The 20,189-nt window shown below is 68.7% G+C and carries 16 protein-coding genes; 9 read left to right on the plus strand and 7 right to left on the minus strand.

The features are described from left to right. Window positions 1-35: 35 nt before the first annotated feature. The 3 genes from EFY87_RS15800 to EFY87_RS15810 are packed head-to-tail and all read left to right on the plus strand — an operon-like array spanning window position 36 to window position 4,873. A complete protein-coding gene (locus tag EFY87_RS15800) occupies window positions 36-3,278 on the plus strand; it encodes a DEAD/DEAH box helicase (RefSeq protein ID WP_245988696.1) in 3,243 nt (1,080 codons plus the stop codon). Window positions 3,279-3,317: 39 nt separating this feature from the next. Then, window positions 3,318-4,220: an SDR family NAD(P)-dependent oxidoreductase gene (locus tag EFY87_RS15805; protein WP_123272454.1), complete on the plus strand. Its 903-nt coding sequence runs from the start codon at window positions 3,318-3,320 to the stop codon at window positions 4,218-4,220. After that, the gene (locus EFY87_RS15810) at window positions 4,217-4,873 is read left to right on the plus strand and encodes an NAD(P)H-binding protein (protein ID WP_123272455.1); all 657 of its coding nucleotides are present in this window, start codon (window positions 4,217-4,219) and stop codon (window positions 4,871-4,873) included. The genes EFY87_RS15805 and EFY87_RS15810 overlap by 4 nt, the downstream gene beginning before the upstream one ends. A gap of 79 nt (window positions 4,874-4,952) precedes the next feature. On the opposite strand, the gene EFY87_RS15815 is transcribed toward EFY87_RS15810, so the two are convergent. Then, window positions 4,953-5,495 carry a hypothetical protein gene (locus EFY87_RS15815; RefSeq protein ID WP_123272456.1) on the minus strand — a complete coding sequence of 181 codons (543 nt, stop codon included), beginning with the start codon at window positions 5,493-5,495 and terminating at the stop codon, window positions 4,953-4,955. A gap of 184 nt (window positions 5,496-5,679) precedes the next feature. Between EFY87_RS15815 and EFY87_RS15820 the strand changes: the two genes are divergently transcribed. The 4 genes from EFY87_RS15820 (at window position 5,680) to EFY87_RS15835 (ending at window position 10,698) form a co-directional block, all read left to right on the plus strand. Further along, entirely contained in the window at window positions 5,680-7,788 is a 2,109-nt protein-coding gene (locus EFY87_RS15820; RefSeq protein WP_123272457.1) for an ArnT family glycosyltransferase, read from the plus strand. A gap of 14 nt (window positions 7,789-7,802) precedes the next feature. After that, the gene (locus tag EFY87_RS15825) at window positions 7,803-8,678 is read left to right on the plus strand and encodes a dolichyl-phosphate beta-glucosyltransferase (protein ID WP_220093666.1); all 876 of its coding nucleotides are present in this window, start codon (window positions 7,803-7,805) and stop codon (window positions 8,676-8,678) included. A 233-nt stretch (window positions 8,679-8,911) separates the two neighbouring features. Then, window positions 8,912-9,799 carry an iron-siderophore ABC transporter substrate-binding protein gene (locus EFY87_RS15830; protein WP_220093667.1) on the plus strand — a complete coding sequence of 296 codons (888 nt, stop codon included), beginning with the start codon at window positions 8,912-8,914 and terminating at the stop codon, window positions 9,797-9,799. Further along, the gene (locus EFY87_RS15835) at window positions 9,736-10,698 is read left to right on the plus strand and encodes an erythromycin esterase family protein (RefSeq protein WP_123272459.1); all 963 of its coding nucleotides are present in this window, start codon (window positions 9,736-9,738) and stop codon (window positions 10,696-10,698) included. The genes EFY87_RS15830 and EFY87_RS15835 overlap by 64 nt, the downstream gene beginning before the upstream one ends. 10 nt (window positions 10,699-10,708) lie before the next feature. On the opposite strand, the gene ligD is transcribed toward EFY87_RS15835, so the two are convergent. Next, on the minus strand, window positions 10,709-11,674 hold the full coding sequence (gene ligD, locus EFY87_RS15840) for a non-homologous end-joining DNA ligase (protein WP_123272460.1): 966 nt from the start codon (window positions 11,672-11,674) through the stop codon (window positions 10,709-10,711). Window positions 11,675-11,711: 37 nt separating this feature from the next. On the opposite strand from ligD, the gene EFY87_RS15845 reads away from it, so the two are divergent. Further along, window positions 11,712-12,932: an MFS transporter gene (locus EFY87_RS15845; protein ID WP_245988697.1), complete on the plus strand. Its 1,221-nt coding sequence runs from the start codon at window positions 11,712-11,714 to the stop codon at window positions 12,930-12,932. Here the strand turns inward: EFY87_RS15845 and EFY87_RS15850 are convergent, their stop codons facing one another. Beyond that, window positions 12,933-14,513 (minus strand): ABC-F family ATP-binding cassette domain-containing protein, encoded by a 1,581-nt coding sequence (locus tag EFY87_RS15850; protein WP_123272461.1) that lies wholly within the window; start codon window positions 14,511-14,513, stop codon window positions 12,933-12,935. 206 nt (window positions 14,514-14,719) lie between these two features. Between EFY87_RS15850 and EFY87_RS15855 the strand changes: the two genes are divergently transcribed. Continuing rightward, a complete protein-coding gene (locus EFY87_RS15855; protein WP_123272462.1) occupies window positions 14,720-16,513 on the plus strand; it encodes a long-chain-acyl-CoA synthetase in 1,794 nt (597 codons plus the stop codon). 3 nt (window positions 16,514-16,516) lie between these two features. Here EFY87_RS15855 and EFY87_RS15860 read toward each other — a convergent pair whose 3' ends face one another. The 4 genes from EFY87_RS15860 to EFY87_RS15875 all read right to left on the minus strand — a co-directional run bounded on the left by EFY87_RS15860 (window position 16,517) and on the right by EFY87_RS15875 (window position 20,145). After that, the gene (locus tag EFY87_RS15860; protein WP_123272463.1) at window positions 16,517-17,260 is read right to left on the minus strand and encodes a histidine phosphatase family protein; all 744 of its coding nucleotides are present in this window, start codon (window positions 17,258-17,260) and stop codon (window positions 16,517-16,519) included. 88 nt (window positions 17,261-17,348) lie between these two features. Then, window positions 17,349-17,705 (minus strand): hypothetical protein, encoded by a 357-nt coding sequence (locus EFY87_RS15865; RefSeq protein WP_148043370.1) that lies wholly within the window; start codon window positions 17,703-17,705, stop codon window positions 17,349-17,351. 113 nt (window positions 17,706-17,818) lie between these two features. Continuing rightward, window positions 17,819-19,075 (minus strand): fatty acid desaturase family protein, encoded by a 1,257-nt coding sequence (locus tag EFY87_RS15870; RefSeq protein WP_123272465.1) that lies wholly within the window; start codon window positions 19,073-19,075, stop codon window positions 17,819-17,821. Between the two features lie 14 nt (window positions 19,076-19,089). Then, complete coding sequence (locus EFY87_RS15875) at window positions 19,090-20,145, minus strand: ferredoxin reductase (protein WP_123272466.1); 1,056 nt, start codon at window positions 20,143-20,145, stop codon at window positions 19,090-19,092. Window positions 20,146-20,189 lie beyond the last annotated feature (44 nt).

Here is a 20,189-nt window from a genome sequence, read left to right on the forward strand (position 1 = left end):
TCGCGGCTGTCGGACCCGGCGGCTACCGTCGTGACGTGGTTAACACGTCAGAGCTGCAGTTGCGTGGCGCCGAGTGGGTGCGCCGCGTGACGCCGGAGCAACTCGTCGAACGCATGGGTCAGCTCACCGTCGGCCGGGCCGAGCTGTATGCCGACTCCGAGCGCGTGCAGTCGATCAACGTTGGCGACCAGGGTCGGCTGCTGCTGGCGACTGTCGAAGGCAACCGGGCGCGCCCCTACACGGTGATGGTGACCAGGATGGAGGACCACGACGGCTCGCCCGAGTGGCATTCGCGGTGCTCCTGCCCTATGGCCACCGAGTGCAAGCACGTCGCGGCGACGCTTCTCACCGCACGCGATCAGCTCGGTGGCGGCACGGCCGAGGTGCCTGCGTGGCGCCGGTTCGTCCAGGAGCAGCTCGAGCCGCCGCAGCCGGATCGCAGCGACGACGGAGTTCACCTGGGGCTGCGCGTGTCCGTCGGCCATGAGCTGAGGGGCCGGCACCGGGTTACCCGCATCGCGCTGACTCCGGCACACCGCACGAAGGCCGATCGCTGGTCCAAGCAGACCTCCTGGGACGAGATCGGGCTCAACCGGGTCCGGCGCCGGTTCCACGTGGCCCAGGCCGACGCGCTCACCGCGCTGCGCGACGTCGCCACCGGCAGGCGAAACGCGTGGGTCGCCGCCGCGCCGTCCGTGCAGCTCGACGAAAGCCACGCCGGTGTGTGGCCCGTGCTTCGCGACTGTATGGCGGCAGGCGTCGAGCTGCTCGCGTCATACGACGAGAAGGCCGAGGTGCACCTCGCCACCGATCCGGCGCACATCGTGGCCGACTTCACCGAGCAGGACGACGGGTCGCTGCGTGGCACCGCCAGTGTGCTGGGCCTGGTGGACGTGCCGGGAGAAGTCGTCGTGCTCGGCGATCCCGGGCACGGCATCGCGCACGTGCGACCCGACGGCTCCATCACTCTCGCCGCCCTCGACGCTCCGCTGAGTCCCGTTGCCCGCGCGCTGTTGCTGAGCGGCCCGATCGACGTGCCGGCCGAGGACGCCGAGGAGTTCCGCGACCTCTACTACCCACGCCTCACCCGGCAGCTGCACGTCGTGCCCGGTGACGGTGTCCCGGTCCGCGCACCCGAGCCGCTGCGTCTGCGGTTGACGCTGAGTTCGCCCGAAGCGCACGCCGTCGAGGTCGTCGCCGAGATGCTCTACGCCGGCAAGCACGCAAAACCCGTTGCCCTCGACGTCTACGACCGCACCCGCGACCGGGCTGCCGAGCATGCCCTGGTGGGCCGGCTCGAAGGCCTGCTGGACGACCTCGGCCTGATGGAGCTCGTCGGTGGTCTCGGCTGGTGGCCGATCGGCCACAGCGTGCTGCGCGGCTGGCCGGCCGTGCGTTTCATTGAGCAGTTCGCCGAGCTGGAGGACACCGACGACCTGGAGCTGGTCGTCACGACGCAGCTGCCCAGCTTCGAGGAGAGCGAGGCCGCTCCGCTGATCACCGTCGGTGCGACCGACTCGGAGGACAACGACTGGCTCGATCTGCACGTCAGCGTGACCATCGACGGTGAGGAAGTGCCCTTCGCGGAACTCTTCGCGGCACTGGCCCGTGGTGACGAGGCGATGCTGCTGCTGTCCGGCACCTGGTTCAGTCTGGACCGTCCCGAGTTGCGCCAGCTGGAGCGGCTGATCGCCGAAGCGCGCGAGATCGCCGACAGGCAGCGAGAAGGCCTGTCGCTCAACCGGTTCCACGTCGGTCTGTGGGAGGAGCTGGAGGCACTCGGCGTCGTCGACCAGCAGAGCGAGCGCTGGGCGCAGCAGCTGGAGCGGGTCCGCGGGCTCGACCGATTCACCGCCCCCAGCGTCCCCGCGTCGTTGCGGGCCACGCTGCGCGGCTACCAGCTCGAAGGATTCACCTGGCTGGCCGCGCTGTGGGATTGCGCTCTCGGCGGCGTGCTCGCCGACGACATGGGCCTGGGCAAGACGCTGCAGACCCTCGCTTTACTGGCGCGGGCCCGGGAGGAAGGCGAACTCGGGATCCCGGTGCTGGTCGTCGCGCCGAGCTCGGTGGTTGGCACCTGGGTGAGCGAGGCCGCGCGCTTCGTGCCCGAACTGCGGGTGGTGACGCTCGCCGAAACCAGCCGGCGCCGGGGGACAACCGTGTCGGAGGCCATCGGTGACGCGCAGCTGGTCGTGACGTCATACGCCGTCCTCCGGCTGGACGCCGAACAGTTCGCTGCGGCGAAGTGGAACGGCCTGGTCCTCGATGAGGCGCAGTGGGTCAAGAACCACCAGTCGAAGACGTTCCAGGCGGCCAAGCGCATCGGTGCGCCGTTCACGCTCGCAGTGACCGGCACCCCGCTGGAGAACTCGCTGATGGACCTCTGGTCGATGCTCGCACTCGCGGCGCCCGGTCTCTATCCCCGGCCCGACTTCTTCCAGGAGCGCTATCGCAAGCCGATCGAGCGGGGCCAGGCTCCCGAGCTGCTCGGCCAGCTGCGCCAGCGGATCCGGCCACTGATGCTGCGCCGCACCAAGGAGCAGGTCGCCGCCGACTTGCCGCCGAAGCAGATCCAGGTGCAGCTGGTGGAGCTGGGGGCCAAGCACCGGCAGACCTACGACCGGCATCTGCAGCGCGAGCGGCAGCGGGTTCTCGGTCTGCTGGAGGACCCGGACAGCAACCGGGTCGCGATCCTCGCCGCTCTCACCCGGCTGCGGCAGCTGGCGCTCGACCCGCGGCTGGTCGACGACGTCCCGAGCAATGCCGCCGAGACCTCTGCCAAGCTCGCACTGCTGGTCGAGCACGTGGGCGAGCTGGCCGCCGAAGGCCATCGCGCCCTCGTCTTCAGCCAGTTCACGTCGTTCCTCGGGCTTGCCCGCGATGCACTGACGGCGGCGGGACTGTCGACGTCATACCTCGACGGGCGCACCCGCAACCGGCAAAAGGTGATCGACGGCTTCAAGACCGGGGACGACGCGGCATTCCTGATCTCGCTGAAGGCAGGCGGAGTCGGGCTGACCCTCACCGAGGCCGACTACGTCTTCGTGCTCGACCCGTGGTGGAACCCCGCCACCGAGGCGCAGGCGATCGACCGGGCGCACCGCATCGGGCAGGACAAGCCGGTCATGGTCTACCGGCTGGTCAGTGCGGGCACGATCGAGGAGAAGGTCGTGGCGCTGCAAGAACGTAAGCGCGAGCTTTTCGAGAAGGTCGTCGATGGAGACGGCGGGCCCGGTGGGGCCATCACGCCCGAGGACATCCGCGCGCTGTTGCAGTGACCCTGGTTACTCACCGGTAGGCACGTCTAAGGTGGCGGCATGGGTCTTCTTGCCACGAAATCGTCCTGCTCGTATGCCGCCGCCCGTGTCCTGGTGACCGGCGGCTGTTCCGGGCTGGGTCAGGCGCTGGTGAAGCTGCTGGTTGCCGATGCTGCCCGCGTGCTCGTCGGTGACGTTCACGCAGCGGCGCCCGAGGGCTCGCTGCCGCCCGGTGTCGACTACCTGCGACTCGACGTCAGCAAGGACGAGGACTGGGACGCTGCCCGCAACTGGGTCGAGAGCACGTATGGCGGGCTCGACGTGCTGATCAACAACGCCGGCATCGCGGCGGGCGGACGCATCGACGTGGCCGACATGGACGAATGGCGGCGCATCGTCGACATCAACCTGCTCGGCGTCGCGCGCGGCTGTCACACCTTCGTGCCGATGATGAAGCAGCAGGGCAGCGGTCAGATCGTCAACACCGCGTCGCTGGCCGGCTTGGTGCACGCGCCGGCGATGGCGTCATACAACGCGGTGAAGGCGGGCGTCGTGGCGATCAGCGAGACCCTGCGGTCGGAGCTCGCGCCGTCGGGCATCACGGTGTCGGTCATCTGTCCGTCGTTCTTCCGCACCAACCTCGCTGAGTCGTTCGGCGGCAAGGACGTCGACATGGAAGCAAGTGGCACCGAGATGATCACCAAGGCGCCGCGATCGGCGGATCAGGTTGCCGCCGTTGCGTTTGCGGGCATGAAGGCAGGCAAGTTCATCATCCTCACCGACCGCGACGGGCACATCGCCTACGCCGCGAAGCGCTTCGCCCGGCCGGTTTACGACCGCGCGATGCTGACCGCGGGCAAGCGGGTCGGCAAGGGGACGACTCCCGTGCCGCCGGCGCTGGACAAATTGCGGGCGCGATTCGCCAAGCCGGGGCCGCGCGGTGACGGTGAGGCCCGTTCGTGAGCACCGTTGCCATCATCGGCGGACACGGCAAGGTCGCCCTGCTACTCGCGGACGACCTTGTCAGGCAAGGGCATTCGGTGCGTTCCCTGTTCCGCAACGAGGATCACGCGGCAGAGGTTGCGGCGACCGGAGCCGAACCGGTGGTCGCCGACGTGGAGCATCTCGACGTTCCCGCGATCGCCCAGCTGATCACCGGCGCGGACGCCGTCGTCTGGTCCGCGGGTGCCGGCGGCGGCAACCCGGCTCGCACCTACGCGGTCGACCGCGATGCGGCGATCCGCAGCATGAACGCCGCGGTGGCGGCCGGCATCGAGCGCTATCTGATGGTTTCCTATTTCGGTGCGTCGCCCGATCACGGTGTGCCGCAAGATAATTCGTTCCACGCGTATGCCGAGGCAAAGGCGGCTGCCGACGAATACCTGCGTGGCACCGGCCTGGCCTGGACCATCGCCGGGCCGAGCCGGCTGACCGACGACCCGCCAACAGGTCGCATCGCCGTCAACGCGGACGGCCATCTCTCCTCGGGCAGCGTCACCCGTGCCGACGTCGCCGCTGTGGTCGCGGCGCTGCTGCCGGCCCCGCACGCCGTCGGCGCGTTCGTGCAGTTCAACAACGGCGATGTCCCGATCGCGGAGGCCATCGCGCAGCTGTAGGGCGTACGCAACCTTCGACGGTCGAGGTTTGGGGACGGGAAACGCGCCGAGGGTGTACGTAACCTTCGACGGTTGAGGGTTACGTCGTCTTGCCGGACGTGCCCGCACCTGGCGCGCCGCCCTGGCTGCCGGATCCAGGTGCCCCAGGCATCCCACCGCCGGAGCCGCTGCCTCCGGAACCCTGACCGCCCGAGCCCGACCCGCTGCCCCCGAACCCGCTGTCACCCGACCGGTCCCGAGCGTCGCGACGGTCGCTGGTGCCGCCCTGTTGCTGGGTGGTGCCGAAGCCGCCCGTTCGTCCCCCGCCGAACTGCCGGAAGTTGCCGAAACCGCCTCGGCCGCCGAAACCGTCCCCGTCGCCGGAATGTTGCGGCACCGCAGCGGACGCGGTGATCGCCCCGGCCGAGGAAAGGCCGATCGCGAGCGCCGCGACGACCGCGGTCTTCTTGCCGGACCAGCGCGGCTGGCGCAAGGCCGGCGACGTCGCCGGAGCGGGCGGCGCGGCGCCCGGCGGCGCCGGAGCGTTCCCGGCGCCATACATCGGGGCGGGCGGCACGGAAGCAGCCGGCCATCCGGCCGGGTCTCCGTTCTGCTCGGGTGGCTGCGGGGGCCGGTTCGTCATACCGTGGAATCCTCACTGGTCCGAAAGCGTGCGTGTCAGGAGACGAACATCGCGCCGCCCGCTGTGCAGGCGCTTTGCGCGATCGCTGCCCGTGCTGGCAACTTTCTGGCCACCCCGATCGCTCACGGTCCGGCCTGGTGCGCGCCACAGGATGCCCATAACCAGCGCGGCCACGGTGTCTGTCATGGATACAGCCACCGCGGAACTGCGGACCTCAGATCGCCCCGTCCGTAGTGGGCCGCCGACCGGCGTCGCCCGATGCGTCAATGGCGCGGGCAGCGGGCGTATGACGCGGCTCTGGCGGGGACATGCCGAGGATCCCTCGTGGGCGCGCCCGGCATCCTTCGGTCTGCTGATCGCGACCGCCATCCTCTACTTCTACAACCTCACGGCGAGCAGCTGGGCCAACTCGTTCTATTCCGCTGCGGTGCAGGCAGGTTCGGTCAACTGGGAGGCGTTCTTCTTCGGCTCCTCGGATGCGGCGAACTCGATCACCGTGGACAAGCCGCCGGCCTCGCTGTGGGTAATGGCGCTGTCCGTGCGGGTCTTCGGGCTCAACTCCTTCGCGATCCTCATGCCCGAGGTGCTGATGGGTGTCGCGACGGTCGGCCTCCTCTACGTGATGGTCCGGCGGCACTTCGGCCCGGCCGCCGGACTCATCTCCGGGGCAACACTGGCGCTGACACCGGTTGCGGCACTGATGTTCCGCTTCAACAACCCGGACGCCCTGCTGGTGCTGCTGATGACCCTCGGCGCGTGGGCGACCATGAAGGCGATCGAGAAGGGTTCGATCCGCTGGATGGTGCTGGTCGGCGTCTTCCTCGGCCTGGGCTTCCTGACCAAGACCCTGCAGGTCTTCCTGGTGATCCCGTTCTTCGCGATCGCCTACCTGGTCGCGGGCCGCACCGGCCTGGTGCGCCGCATCCTCGGACTGCTGGCCGGGCTAGGCGCGATGATCCTGGCCGGCGGCTGGTGGGTGCTCATCGTGCAGCTCGTCCCGGCCAGTGCACGGCCGTACATCGGTGGCAGCACGGACAACTCGTTCTGGAACCTCACCTTCGGCTACAACGGTTTCGGCCGGCTGAACGGCAACGAGACCGGATCCGTCGGCGGGGGTGGCCGTGGTGGCGGTGCCGGTGGAGGTATGTGGGGGTCGACCGGGATCACCCGGATGTTCGGCGACGAGGTGGGCAGTCAGGTCTCCTGGCTGATCCCAGCCGCGCTCATCCTGCTGGCGATGGGACTGATCTTCCGCGGACGAGCGCCACGGACCGACAACCGGCGTGCGGCATACCTGCTCTGGGGCGGCTGGCTGCTGGTGACCGGGCTGACGTTCTCGTTCATGGCCGGCATCTTCCACCAGTACTACACCGTCGCGCTGGCTCCGGCGATCGCGGCGCTGGTCGGGATGGGCGCGCGTGAGGCGTGGGAGCACCGGCACAGCCCGGTTGGCTCGATCACGCTGGCCGCGGCGACCGCCGCGGCGGCAACCTGGTCCTTCATCCTGCTCACGCGCACGACGGCGTATGGCGACTGGCTGCGGATCTCCATCCTGGCCGTCGGTATGGCCGCAGCTTTCCTCCTGCTGGCGCTGAACTGGTTGCACCACAAGGCAATTCCGCTGGTGCTCGCGGCAGCGATTGCGGCCGGCCTGGCCGGCCCGGCGGCATACACCTGGAGCACGGTGGACTCGGCGCACACCGGTTCGATCCCGACCGCCGGACCCGGTGGCATGGGCGGCTTCGGCGGCGGTGCGCCGGGTGGCCGGCAGACGGCGGCACGCGGCGGAGCGATCCTGCGTGGCGGCATGGCAGGCGCCGTCCCCGGCGGCACGACCGGCGGCACAGGCGGTATGCCGGGAGGCACAACCGGAAACGCCCAACGCGGCACGCAGTCCCGCGGCGGCATGGGTGGTCTGCTGAACGCCACCACCCCGAGCACGGCAGTCGTGGCCGCGCTGGAGGCGAACGCCGGCAAGTACACCTGGGTCGCAGCCGCGATCGGCAGCAACAACGCGGCCGGGCTCCAGCTGGCTACGCGGCAGCCGGTGATGCCCATCGGCGGCTTCAACGGGAGTGACAACTCACCGACGCTGGCGCAGTTCCAGGCATACGTGAAGGCCGGCAAGATCCACTACTTCGTCGCCGGCGGGGTCGGCGGGCAGCAGATGGGCGGATCCAACGCTGCGCAGGAGATCGCGACCTGGGTGGAGGCCCACTTCACAAAGGTCACGATCGGCGGCAGCACGTTCTACGACCTGACGCGGCCTACCAGCTCGACGTCGAGCAAGTGACCAGGAAGGCAACGATGATGAGACAGTTTCCGGCAGAAGGACTTCCGGACACCCACCGCGTGCCGGATCAGGGGTTCGCGCCCGTCGTGCTCGACGTGGTGATCCCGGTCTACAACGAGGAGCACGTGCTGGCGGCGAGTGTCGAGACGGTATGGCGGATGCTCGACACCGAGCTGCCGTATCCGTTCCGGATCACGATCGTCGACAACGCGTCGACGGACGGCACGCTGCGTGTCGCCCGGCAGCTCGCGAGCACTTATCCGCAGGTGCGCGTGCGCGTGATGACTCGCAAGGGCCGTGGTCGTGCGCTGAAACATGCCTGGCTGCAGTCCGAGGCCTTCGTGCTGGCTTATATGGATGTCGACCTGTCCACCGATCTGAGCGCGTTGTTTCCGTTGATCGCGCCGTTGCTCTCGGGTCACTCCGACCTCGCCATCGGCTCGCGATTGGCGCGTGGCGCGCACGTCGTTCGCGGTCCGAAACGCGAATTTATCTCTCGCAGCTACAATTTCATTCTGCACCGGACACTGCACGCCAGGTTCTCCGATGCGCAGTGCGGGTTCAAGGCGATCCGTGGCGATGTCGCGCGTCGGCTGCTGCCGCTCGTGCAGGACACCTCCTGGTTCTTCGACACCGAGCTACTCGTCCTCGCCGAATGGTGCAGCCTGCGCATCCACGAGGTCCCGGTCGACTGGTATGACGACCCGGACAGCCGCGTGCACATCGCCAGCACGGCCCGCGATGATCTCCGTGGCGTACGGCGCCTGCGCAGCACTCGCGCCGCGCTGGATCCCCAGCTGGTGCAACTGCGGAATTCGTTGGGGCGACTCGGCATACAGAGTGTCGGCGAGGTCACCGGGATGGTGGAGAAGCCGCACCTGGTCGGATAGGCCGACACCTGCCTGTCCCGTCCGCGGCGGCCTGCTCGTCGGGGGAAGCCCGGTAGCCAGGCGTCGTACACTAAGGTTAGGCTAACCTTATGCGAATGATCCGAACGCTCTCCGTGCCCACCGCCTGCATTGCCGCGCTCGCCCTCGCGGGTTGTGGGTCGAGTTCCTCGTCGGGCTCGTCCTCCCCGCGAACGTCGAGCATCGGAACGACGAGTCCGAGCGCGGCGTTCCCGGTGACGATCGACTCTTCGGTCGGGACGGCGACGATCACGAAGCAGCCGCAGCGGGTGGTCGCGATCGGCTGGGGCAGTCAAGACGCCGCGCTCGCTCTCGGTGTCAAGCCGGTCGGCATGCAGGACATGACCGGCAACACCGGCAACAACACGGGAATCCTGCCGTGGGACAAGGCGAAGCTCGGCACTAGCAAGCCGGAGTTGATCAACTACGTCTCGGACAAGGTGCCTTACGAGCAGATCGCGGCGTTGCACCCAGACGTGATCCTCGCGGTCGACTCTGGCCTGACCAAGACCGAGTGGAGCCAGCTCAACCACATCGCTCCGACCGTCGGCTACCCGGGTGTTGCCTGGCAGACTTCATGGCAGGACCAGATCGGCATCGTCGGCAAGGCGCTCGGGCGCACCTCTGAGGCTGCGGCGCTGGAGAAGTCCACGAACGCGCTGATCAGCAAGGCCCGGGCCGACCACCCCGAATTCCGTGGCAAGACAGTCGCATTCGGCTCCGGCACCGCCACCGACTCCTTCAACCTCTACTTGGCGAGCGACTCACGGGTGCAACTGCTCAAGGAGCTCGGCTTCACCATCTCCTCGTCGATGCCCAAGAGCGGCACGTCGTTCGCCGTGCCGCTCAGCCTCGAGCGGCTCGACACCATCGACTCGGACGTGCTGGTCTCCTGGTATCTCAGCTCCGGTGTGCAGAAGTCTCTCGAGGGCAGCCCGCTGTTCAAGCGTATGCCGGCGGTACGGCGACACGGTTACGTCCCGATCACCGACCCCGCAATGGTTTTCGCCACGAGCTCCGTCACCGTGCTGAGCCTGCCGTGGATGCTGGACCGCTACCTGCCGCTGCTCAGCAAGGCGGCGGACGGCAAGGCATCGTCCTGATCGAGCTGGCCCTCCCGCGGCTGGCTCCGGAAGCGCGGGACTGTTGTGGGCAGCTGTGGCGTGATGCGCGGGTCCTGGCGTGGGGCGAAGGGATTCACCTGCGGGCGGAGTACCTGGATGCGCGTAACGCCGTCCTTTCGCAGCTGATGCAGAGCGGCGAGCCGATGGTGCTGGCGCTGGAGACCAGCTTCGCGCGGTCCCGCCTGGCCGACGCCTACGTCCTCGGCGACGGCCCCGACGATCCCGACGACGAGGTGATCCGCAGCGTCTGGTCCTGGTCGGCACGTCCCCTCGCGAAGAACGCCGCCATGTTGCGTTTCGTGCGCGCGCACAACTCGACCCGTGCGCCGCGCGATCGCGTGCGGATCTACGGACTGGAGATGTATGCCGGTGCTGGCGTCGACCCGAATTCGCTGCAGCACCGGGCCGATCGGCAGCATGCGCGCAGGCTGGCCGCACTGCTCACGACCCACCTAACCGGCGGAGGCGATCACCGGGAACTGGCCGGCAGGGACGGCGCTCAGTTCGTCACACTGATGGAGGTGTTCGAGCGCCATGAGGGCACACGAGTCCTGCTCTTCGAGCAGACGGGGCACCTCGATCGGCGGGTGCCCGGGTCGCTGGCTGCGCAGCTCGTCGCAGGAGGAGGTGTTCCGGTGCGGACCGTGGGTGCGTTCTGGTCGGCCGAGGACCCGACCGTCCGATTCCCGCTGGGGGACTATGAGCTGCTGAGCAGGTGGCTGGACGCCCATCCGGAGCGACTACTGCCCGTCGTCGAGGGCGGCGGGTTGCTGGACCTGGCCGGTGCAGGAACCACCGGGAGTCCGGCGGTGCTCCGCGAGGCGGCATCGGCTTTCGATGCGGTGCTGCACGTGCCGCGCACGACGCCGATTCGCTGACCGCCCGAGGTCAGTCAGCACCCGGCGGGTCCTCGGCGCCCTCGCGTTCGTCGCGGGCCGCCCAGTCCAGCAGGGTGTCGAGGCGGAAGGTCTCGTCGTCGATCCCGGCGGTGAGATCGCCCTTTTCGGCATACCGCGCCGGGACGGTGGCGATGGTGCAGTCGCGTGGCTCGATGTCGTCCAGCTCGTCCCAGGTGAACGGTGTGGAGACCGTTGCGCCGGTGTTGCCGCGCACCGAGTAGGCCGCCGCGATCGTGTGATCACGCGTGTTCTGGTTGTAGTCGACGAAGACCAGGTGCGGGTCGCGGTCCTTGCGCCACCAGGTGGTGGTGACGTCCTCGGGTGCGCGGCGCTCGACCTCGCGGGCGAACGCGAGCGCGGCCCGGCGTACGTCCTGGAACCCCCACTCCGGCTCGATCCGCACGTAGACGTGCAGGCCTGACCCGCCCGATGTCTTCGGGTAGCCGGTGATGCCCAGTTCATCGAGCACTTCGTGCGCGACGTGAGCCGTCCGGCGGACTCGATCGAATCCCGCTTGCGGCATCGGGTCGAGGTCGATCCGCCATTCGTCCGGCCGCTCGACGTCGAAGCGCCGGGAGTTCCAGGGGTGGAACTCGACGGTCGACATCTGCACTGCCCAGATGACCGCGCCGATCTCGGTGACGCACAGCTCGTCGGCGGTGCGGTTCCAGCGCGGGAAGTGAATCTCCACTGTTTCCAGCCAGTCCGGGGCCCCGCGCGGCACCCGCTTCTGGTGCACCTTCTCGCCGGTCACCCCGGTCGGAAAGCGGTGCAGCATCGTAGGCCGGTCGCGCAGCGCGCGCACGATGCCTTCCTCGACGGCGAGGTAGTAGCGCGCGAGGTCCTCCTTCGTCTCGCTACGCGCGGGGAAGTAGACCCGGTCGGGGTGGGAGATGCGGACCAGGTGATCGCCGGCCACGATCTCGATGGCCGGCGTGCTGCCCTTGGCTGCCATGCGGCAAACCTACTGCGCTGGAGCACAATGGGTTCACGTGTCGACCGAAGAGCAGGCCCCGCAGCACGTGCAGACCGGACTGAGCCGCGCAACTGTCCTGCTGATGGCAGCGGCGACCGGGGTGACCGTCGCGAGCCTCTACTACTGTCAGCCGCTGCTCGACGCGATGAGCAGCAGTTTCGGCATCGCACCCGCGACGGCCGGTCTGCTGGTCACGTTCACGCAGGTCGGCTACGCGGTCGGGTTGCTTCTCGTCATACCGCTCGGGGACCTGCTGGAGCGTCGCACGTTGATCGTGTGGCTCTCCGCGGCACTGGTCGCCGCATTGTTGCTGGTCGCCGTATCTCCCACTGGCACCTGGTTGTTCGCCGCATCCCTGCTGGTCGGACTGCTGTCGGTGGTGGCACAGATCCTGGTGCCGCTCGCGGCGACGCTGGCCGCGCCCGAGGAGCGCGGCGCGATCGTCGGCACCATCATGAGCGGCCTGCTGCTCGGCATCCTGCTCGCGCGGACGGCGGCCGGGTTGCTGGCCGAAGCCGGCGGCTGGCGGTCGGTCTACGTCGTCGCCGCGGCGTGCGTCGCCCTGCTGACCGTCGCGTTGCGCCGCGGGCTGCCACGCAGTCCGGCGATGGCTGCCACGACGTATGCCGGTCTGCTGCGTTCCGTCGGGCGGCTGATCGTCCGCGAGCCCATCTTGCGCCGCCGCATGCTGTATGGCGCACTGGCGTTCGCCCAGTTCAGCGTCCTCTGGACGGCCTTGACCGGGCTGCTGACTGCAGCGCCGTACCACTACTCGGAGGCGGTGATCGGCCTCTTCGGGCTGATCGGTGCGGCGGGTGCCGCGTCCGCGCAATTCGCAGGCAGGCACGCCGACAAGGGCCGTGCGCTGGCGCTCACCATTGGGTTCGGGGTGTTGCTGGGGCTGTCCTGGATAGCCATGGCGGCCGGGCGCTCACACCTGGTCCCGCTGATCGTCGGCATCGTCGTGCTCGACCTCGGGGTGCAGGGCGTCCATGTGACCAACCAGAGCCAGATCTACACGCTGGCGGGTGAGGCGCGCTCGCGGGTCACCAGCGCCTACATGACGGCATACTTCGCCGGCGGCGCGCTCGGCTCGTGGAGCGCGACGCGGGTCGCAGCCGCAGACGGCTGGCGTGGCGTGTGCCTGCTGGGCGGCGGGCTGGCCGTCGTGTTGCTGGTCGCGGTCATCGTGGGAGAAGCGTCCCTGCGGATCCGGGGGCGGCAGCCGGCAAGCTGATCAGCGAAACGACCGAAGCTCGACCCACTCGCCCTGCCAGCGGGCGCGAATCCACCGGTCGTGACTGGCGAGGACGACCGAGACCGGGCTCGTCGCCAGCGCCTCCTCCAACTCGTCCACCAGTGCCAGCGACAGGTGGTTGGTGGGCTCGTCGAGCAGCAGGAGGTCTGGCTGCCGCGCGATGAGCAGCGCCAGTTCCACCCGTCGCCGCTGCCCGAGGCTGAGGGCGCCCACCGGTCGCTGGTGATCCCGCGGATGCAGCAATCCCAACGAGGACAACGAAATCCGGGTGTCCAGCCGGTCGAACAGGTCGTGCGGTGACACCGACAAGTCGGTGAGTGAGACGTCCTGCGTCAGCAGGCAGACTTGCCTGGCACGCACCTGCACGTCGCCGCTTGCCGGCACCTGCCGTCCCGCGATCAGGTCCAGCAGAGTGGACTTGCCCGCACCGTTCGCACCGGTCACGAGCAGGTGTGCACCGGGTGCGACGTCCAGCCGCTCGCATCGCAACCGGCCCGGCACCACGACCGACCGCACCAGCACGCTCGCAATCGGCTCGCGATCGAACGAACCCGAAAAATGCATGGGCGCAGGAGGTTTCGGGATCCGCTCGCGCTCGATCACCTCGATCCGCTGCTCGGCATTGCGCCGCCGCCGGCTGACCGTCGCTTGCACTCGTTGTCCCTTGAAGCCGTAGATGAACTTGTCGTTGTCCCGTGGACCGCGGTTGTGCGCGATGTCGGTGTTCGTCGTCCGGGCCGCGACGCGCAGGTCGTTCAGCTCCTCCTGCTGGGCCTCGAACCGCTCCTGCCACCGGGTCCGCACCGCGCGCTTGGCCACCAGGTAATCGCTGAAGTTGCCCGCGAAGAGCCGCCCGCCGACGCCGTCGGTGCCGAAGTGCGACGGGTCGAGGTCGACGATCTCAGTGCAGGTCCGGTCGAGGAAGACCCGGTCGTGCGAGGCGACCAGGATGGCGCCGGGCATCGAAACAAGTTCGTGCTCAAGGAATTCCAGAGCTTCGTCGTCCAGATGGTTCGTCGGCTCGTCGAGCAGTAGCACGGCGGGCCGCCGGGTCAGCAGGGCCGCCAGCGCCAGCCGGGACCGTTCACCGCCGGACATCGATCCGACGGTGCGGGTCCGATCGATGCGGCCCAGCCCGAGCCGGTGCGCCGCGACCTCGGCGCGCCGATCGGCGTCCCACGCGTCGTGCTGCACCGCCCAGTCGAGCGTGTCGGCGTATGCCGCGGCGGCCGGCTTGTCGTCCGCCATCCGCGACGCGAGCGCTTCCAGCCGCTCGACCGCCTGGTGGAGCGGCGCCAGGGCGTCATACAGGACGGTGCCGATTGTGGCGTCGGCCGCGAGTCCGGTGTCCTGGCCGAAGAATCCGACATCGCCGAGCGCAGTCACGGTGCCCCCGTCGGCCTCCTGCCGGCCTGCGGCGACGCGCAGCAGCGTCGACTTCCCCGAGCCGTTCTCGCCGACCAGCCCCATGGTGGTGCCGTCGGCCACGGACAGGCTGACACCGTCGAGGACGCGATGGTCGGCATACGAACAGACGAGATCGGTGATGCGCAACGACATGGGAAATCCGTTCCACCAGGCGGGGAACGCTCGCCGGGCGACGGCCGCGGGACGCGAGCGATGACGGAGTTCAGAGCTTCATGATGCCGCCACGATGTCAGGCCACGGGCGTGAGCACAACCCGAATGACGCGACATACCACGCCCCGACGTGGTTACCCGCGAGTAAGGTGGATGCCCCGAGAGCCGCGAACGAAGTGAGCAACCATGAGCACTCAGACCCGTCAGCGTGTCAGCCTCCTCGACCTGGGGCGGGGTGCCCTCGGCATCGTGCCGGATCTGCCGCTGCTCGCGCGGGAGGCGCCAGGTCTGCTCTTTCGCAAGCCGACTGCGAAGAACTCGATCGGGCTGGTCTTCCAGAACGCCGCCGCACGGCATCCGCAGCGACCGTTCCTGCGGGGCGAGGGGCCCGGCGGCGAGGTGCGCACCGTGACGTATGGCGAGGCGAACGCGATCGTCAACCGCTATGCCCACGTGCTGACGTCGCTCGGCGTGGAGCGCGGCGATGTGGTCGGTGTGATGGCGCGCAACGGCATCGACAACCTGCTGCTCCAGCTGGCGACGGTGAAGCTCGGTGCCATCGCCGGGCTGCTCAACTACCACCAGCGCGGTGACGTCCTCGCGCACAGCCTCGGCATCCTGAGCGCTCGCGCGCTCGTCGTCGAGGAGTCCTGCGCCGAGGGCCTCGCGACCGCGGGTGGCGCGGCGCAGCAGCAGCATGTGATGACCTTTGCGGAGTTGGCGGAAGCCGCTGGCACCGCTGATGATTCGGATCCCGCATCGTGTGCACAGACCGTCGCGCACGAGAAGGCCTTCTACATCTTCACGTCCGGCACCACCGGCTTGCCGAAGGCGTCGGTGATGAGCCACTACCGCTGGCTGAAGTCCTACAGCGGCCTCGGCGCGCTCGGGGTGCGGCTGAAGCCGGGCGACACGATGTACTGCCCCCTGCCGCTCTATCACAACAACGCGGTCACGGTCGCGCTCAGCTCGGTGCTGGTCAGCGGCGCCTCGATGGCGATCGCGCCCAAGTTCACCGCGAGCCGCTTCTGGGACGAGTGCATCCGGTATGACGCAACGGCTTTCGTCTACATCGGAGAGCTGTGCCGCTACCTGCTCGCCCAGCCGGCCAAGCGGGTCGACGGTGAGCACGGCATCCGGGTGATCGTCGGCAACGGCCTCCGCGCCGACATCTGGGCGCAGTTCCAGCAGCGCTTTGGCATCGGGCGCATCGCCGAGTTCTACGGTGCGAGCGAGTGCAACATCGCCTTCATCAACGCCTACAACGTCGACCAGACCGCAGGCACCTGCCCGCTGCCCTACGCGGTCGTCGCCTACGACACCGAGACCGGTGTCGCGACGCGTGACACCGGTGGCCGGCTGCGCAAGGTGAAGCGCGGTGAGGTCGGGCTGCTGATCGCGAAGGTCACCGCGCGCACGCCGTTCGACGGCTACACCGACGAGGCGGCGACCGAGGCGAAGCTGCTGCGCGACGGGTTCAAGGACGGTGACGTGTGGTTCAACACCGGCGACCTGGTGCGGCACCAGGGGCTCACCCATGTCGCGTTCGTCGATCGGCTCGGCGACACGTTCCGCTGGAAAGGCGAGAACGTCGCGACGACCGAGGTCGAGAGCGCGCTCGCGGAGTTGCCCGGCATCGCGGAGACGACCGTCTACGGCGTCGCCGTCCCGGGCACTGATGGCAAAGCCGGTATGGCGGCAGTCGTTCTCGTTGAAGGGAGTTCGGTCGACGGCAGCGGATGGGCCGCGGCGTTGGGAAGCAGCCTCCCGCCATACGCCGTCCCGCTGTTCCTGCGCATCACCGACTCGCTGGAGCACACGTCGACCTTCAAGAGCCGCAAGGTCGAGTTGCGGGACGCAGGCTTCGAGCACGCCGGAGACGACCCGGTCTTCGTGCTGACCGACGCCGAGCGCGGCTACGTGCCCTACTACGAGGGGTATGCCGCCAACGTCGCCGCGGGCAGCTATCCCCGGCTCTGACGGTCAGCGACCGGTGACCAGCTTCGCCTCGGGCAGGTGCCCGATCTCGTTGTAGGTCAGCAGTTGCGGCAGTCCGTCCTTGTCGAGCTGCAGCCGGGTGAGGCCGGTGTTGTAGCCGGCCATCGAGGTCGCCCGCCAGATGTTCTCGATCGCCAGGTCATTGGTGTCCGGCCGGTCCGGGTCGCGCACGTCGCGGTCCCACGGCTCGCGCACCAGGATTCGCGCGACGATCCAGGAGATCAGTCCGACGCTGGAGACGACCAGCGTGCACTCCGCGTCGTGCTCCAGCAGGGCCGTCATCGCGGCGCGCACCCGCGCGTCGAAGGCGGCGAACGTCTCGGTGTAGTCCTCGTCGTGCTCGCCGCCGGCCCACCGCGCGATCGCCTGGGTGAACATGTCCTCGAACGCAGCTCGCGGCCGCAGCGTGCGGACCATGTCGGCCTTGAGCACCAGCATGTTCTTGTAGGCAGGCTTGAAGGTGTTGATGATCTGGACGTGGTCCAGCTCGTTCCAGGCGGCGTCCACGTCGGTGGGTGCCAGCCAGCCGGCCGCCACGCACATCGCGGCGGCGGTCTGCCGCTGCCGGTGGAGACTGCCGCTCACGATGCGGTCCGGAGTGACCTCGCGGGTGCTGAGGAACTGCCCGAGCAGGCGCGCCTGGGTGCGGCCGAGATCGCTGAGCTGGTCGTAGTCGCTCTTGCCGAATGATGCCTGGCCGTGACGGACCAGCAGGACGGAACGTGGCATGGCATCAACCTAACCGGGCGCCGCGCCAGGAGCATGCCCAGCGCGCGGTATGGCGCGCGCTCGGCATACTCGGGAGAGCGACGAGCCGTCAGCCGACTCGCGTCAGCTTGCCGTTCTCACCGACGACGAATCGTGCTGCGGATGCACGGGATTCGGTGGGCAGAGAGCTCGGGCTCACCCCGGACTCGTGCACCGAGTGCTGCGCCGACACCAGCTTCAGGCCACCGGCGACACCTGCCGCGGCGGCATCTGCTGCCGGTATGGCGCCCGCCCCCACGATGAGGATGGCCGCGCTCCCGAGCGCGGCGCGGCCGACCCGGCGCAACAGGCCGATGGAGTCGGTCTCCGACAACGACAAGGCGGCTGAGTTGGCGAATGCCCACCCCTCCTTCGTCGGGGTAGGTATTCGCCCTGAGCCCTCTGGTCGCTCGCTTCGCTCGCTCATGTCCACCCCTCCTTCGTCGGGGTAGGCATTCGCCCTGAGCCCTCTGGTCGCTCGCTTCGCTCGCTCATGCGAACAACCCAACCGCCGTGTGTTGTGGCCCTGCTATGAAGGATCTATGCCGTCGGGATGGGCAGCCCGGCTTTCACCGCAGCCTTCGCCCGACGCCGCGTCTCCTTGCTGGGGGAGTAGACGGCTTTGATGGTCTCCCAGGGCTTTTCGTCCGGCAGCGCGAGCTGGCAGATCTTCTTCCAGGTCTGGAAGAGCTGCTTGGGCAGCGGGCCGGTGGTGTAGGGCAGGTCGTACTTGCGGCATACGGCCCGCAGCTTCGGCGCCACCTCGATGTAGCGGTTGGACGGCAGGTCCGGGAAGCAGTGGTGCTCGATCTGGTGCGACAGGTTGCCGGTCAGGATGTGGAAGAGCTTCGAGCCGGACAGGTTGGCCGAGCCGAGCATCTGGCGGATGTACCAGTCGCCGCGGGTCTCGCCGTCGATCATCTCTTCGGTGAAGACCTCGACGCCGTCCGGGAAGTGACCGCAGAAGATCACGGCGTGCGCCCAGACGTTGCGGATCATGTTCGCGGCGACCGTGCCGGCCAGGCCGCGCTTGAACGAGTTGCCGACGAGCAACCCGGCGGCCGGGGTGGCGATGTAGTCCTTGGCGACCTGACGGATCGCCTTCTTCTTCAGCGCGCCCAGGTCGGAGTTGAAGTCCTCTCGGGACTTCACGCCCGCCTTGACCATGTCCCATTCGAGGTCGTATGACGCGATGCCCCACTCGAAGAACGGGGAGAGGAAGAGGTTGACGACCGGGTTCCAGACGTCACGCGGCTGCCACGGCTGGCTCTCGCTGACCCGCAGGATGTTGTAGCCGACGTCGCGGTCCTTGCCCAGCACGTTGGTCCAGGTGTGGTGGATGTCGTTGTGGGTGTGCTGCCAGCCGCGCGCCGGAGCGACGAAGTCCCACTCCCACGTGGTCGAGTGGATGTCGGGGTCACGCATCCAGTCCCACTGGCCGTGCAGCACGTTGTGCCCGATCTCCATGTTTTCCAGCACCTTCGCCAGCGCGATCGCGCCAGTGCCGGCGATCCAGCCACGCTTGGTCTTGCTGAAGGCCAGCGCGATGCGGCCGCCGACGTCGAGCCCGCGGGCCACGCGGATGGTCCGGCGGATGTATGCCGCGTCGGCCGCGCCACGGTCGGCGATGATCTCGTCCCGGATGGCGTCCAGTTCCGCGCCGAGTTGCTGCACCTGTTCGTCCGACAGGTGGGCCGCCTCGCCAGGCCGCTCCAGCGGTGATCCCGTGGTGGGCAGCACGCCGGTGCGCTTCTTGGCCGCGACAGGTGTCTGGGTCGCTTCGGTGGTCAGGGTCATGAACTTTCCCTTGCTCAGATATCGAGGTGGCAGGTCCCGGCGGCAGCCGAGATGCAGGTCTGGATGAGGTCACCTTCGGTGTCGATGACCTCGCCGGTGCGCAGGTCGCGCACCCGGCCGGACAGGAGGGGCGTGAGGCAGGTGCGGCAGATGCCCATCCGGCAACCGCTGGGCATCAGCACTCCGGCCTCCTCGCCGACTTCGAGCAGTGGTGTGCTCGCGTCGGCCTCGACCTCACGGTCGGACTTCTCGAAGATCACCGTGCCGCCTTCGCCGGCGACCTCGGTCAGCTTCGTGGTTTCGAAGCGCTCAACGGTCAGGCTGCCCGGAAGGTTCGCGTCCAGCCAGAGTTTCTCGGCGTCGTCCAGCATGGCGGCCGGACCGCAGACGTAGGTCTTGCGACTGCGCCAGTCGGGGCAGAGCGCGTCGAGGTCGGTGGTGGTCGAGAAGTCGATGCGTCCGTCTTCGGAGGTGTAGCGGTGCACGACGTGGAAGCCCTCGTGCTGCGTCGCCAGCTGCGCGAGTTCGGCACCGAACAGGGCGCTTTCGCGGTCGCGGGCGGAGTGGATCAGCACGACGTCGGCGTCCGCGCGTTTCGGCAGCAGCGTGCGCACCATCGACATGACCGGTGTGATGCCGCTGCCGCCGGTGAGCATGAGCAACGGGCGCGGTCCGGTCGGCAGCAGGAACTCACCTTGTGGCGGCGCCAGGAAGAAGATGTCCCCGACGCGGGTCTCGTGTGCCAGGTGAGCCGAGACCTTGCCGCACGCGGTCACGGTGATCTGCGGGTCGCCGCCCGCGGGAGCCGACAGTGAGTAGGAGCGCCACTGGCGCACGCCGTCGATCTCCACGCCGATGCGCGCCCACTGGCCGGCGTCGTGCGGCGACCAGCCATCGCCGGGCCGGAACGAGATCGTCGTCGACGCGGTGGTTTCGGGGCGCACGGCCGTGACGACGCCGCGCAACTGGCGGGCCGAGGACAGCGGGTTGATCAGGGCAAGGAAGTCGTGCGGCTTCGCGGGGTGCGTGAACACCGACGCGGCGCGCATCGCTGCGGACTTCAAACCCATGCCCCAACTGTAATTGGCTTCACGCGCTGATTCATCCGCCCGCG

It is taken from the genome of Flexivirga caeni, from assembly GCF_003724155.1.
Taxonomy (GTDB): Bacteria; Actinomycetota; Actinomycetes; order Actinomycetales; family Dermatophilaceae; genus Flexivirga; species Flexivirga caeni.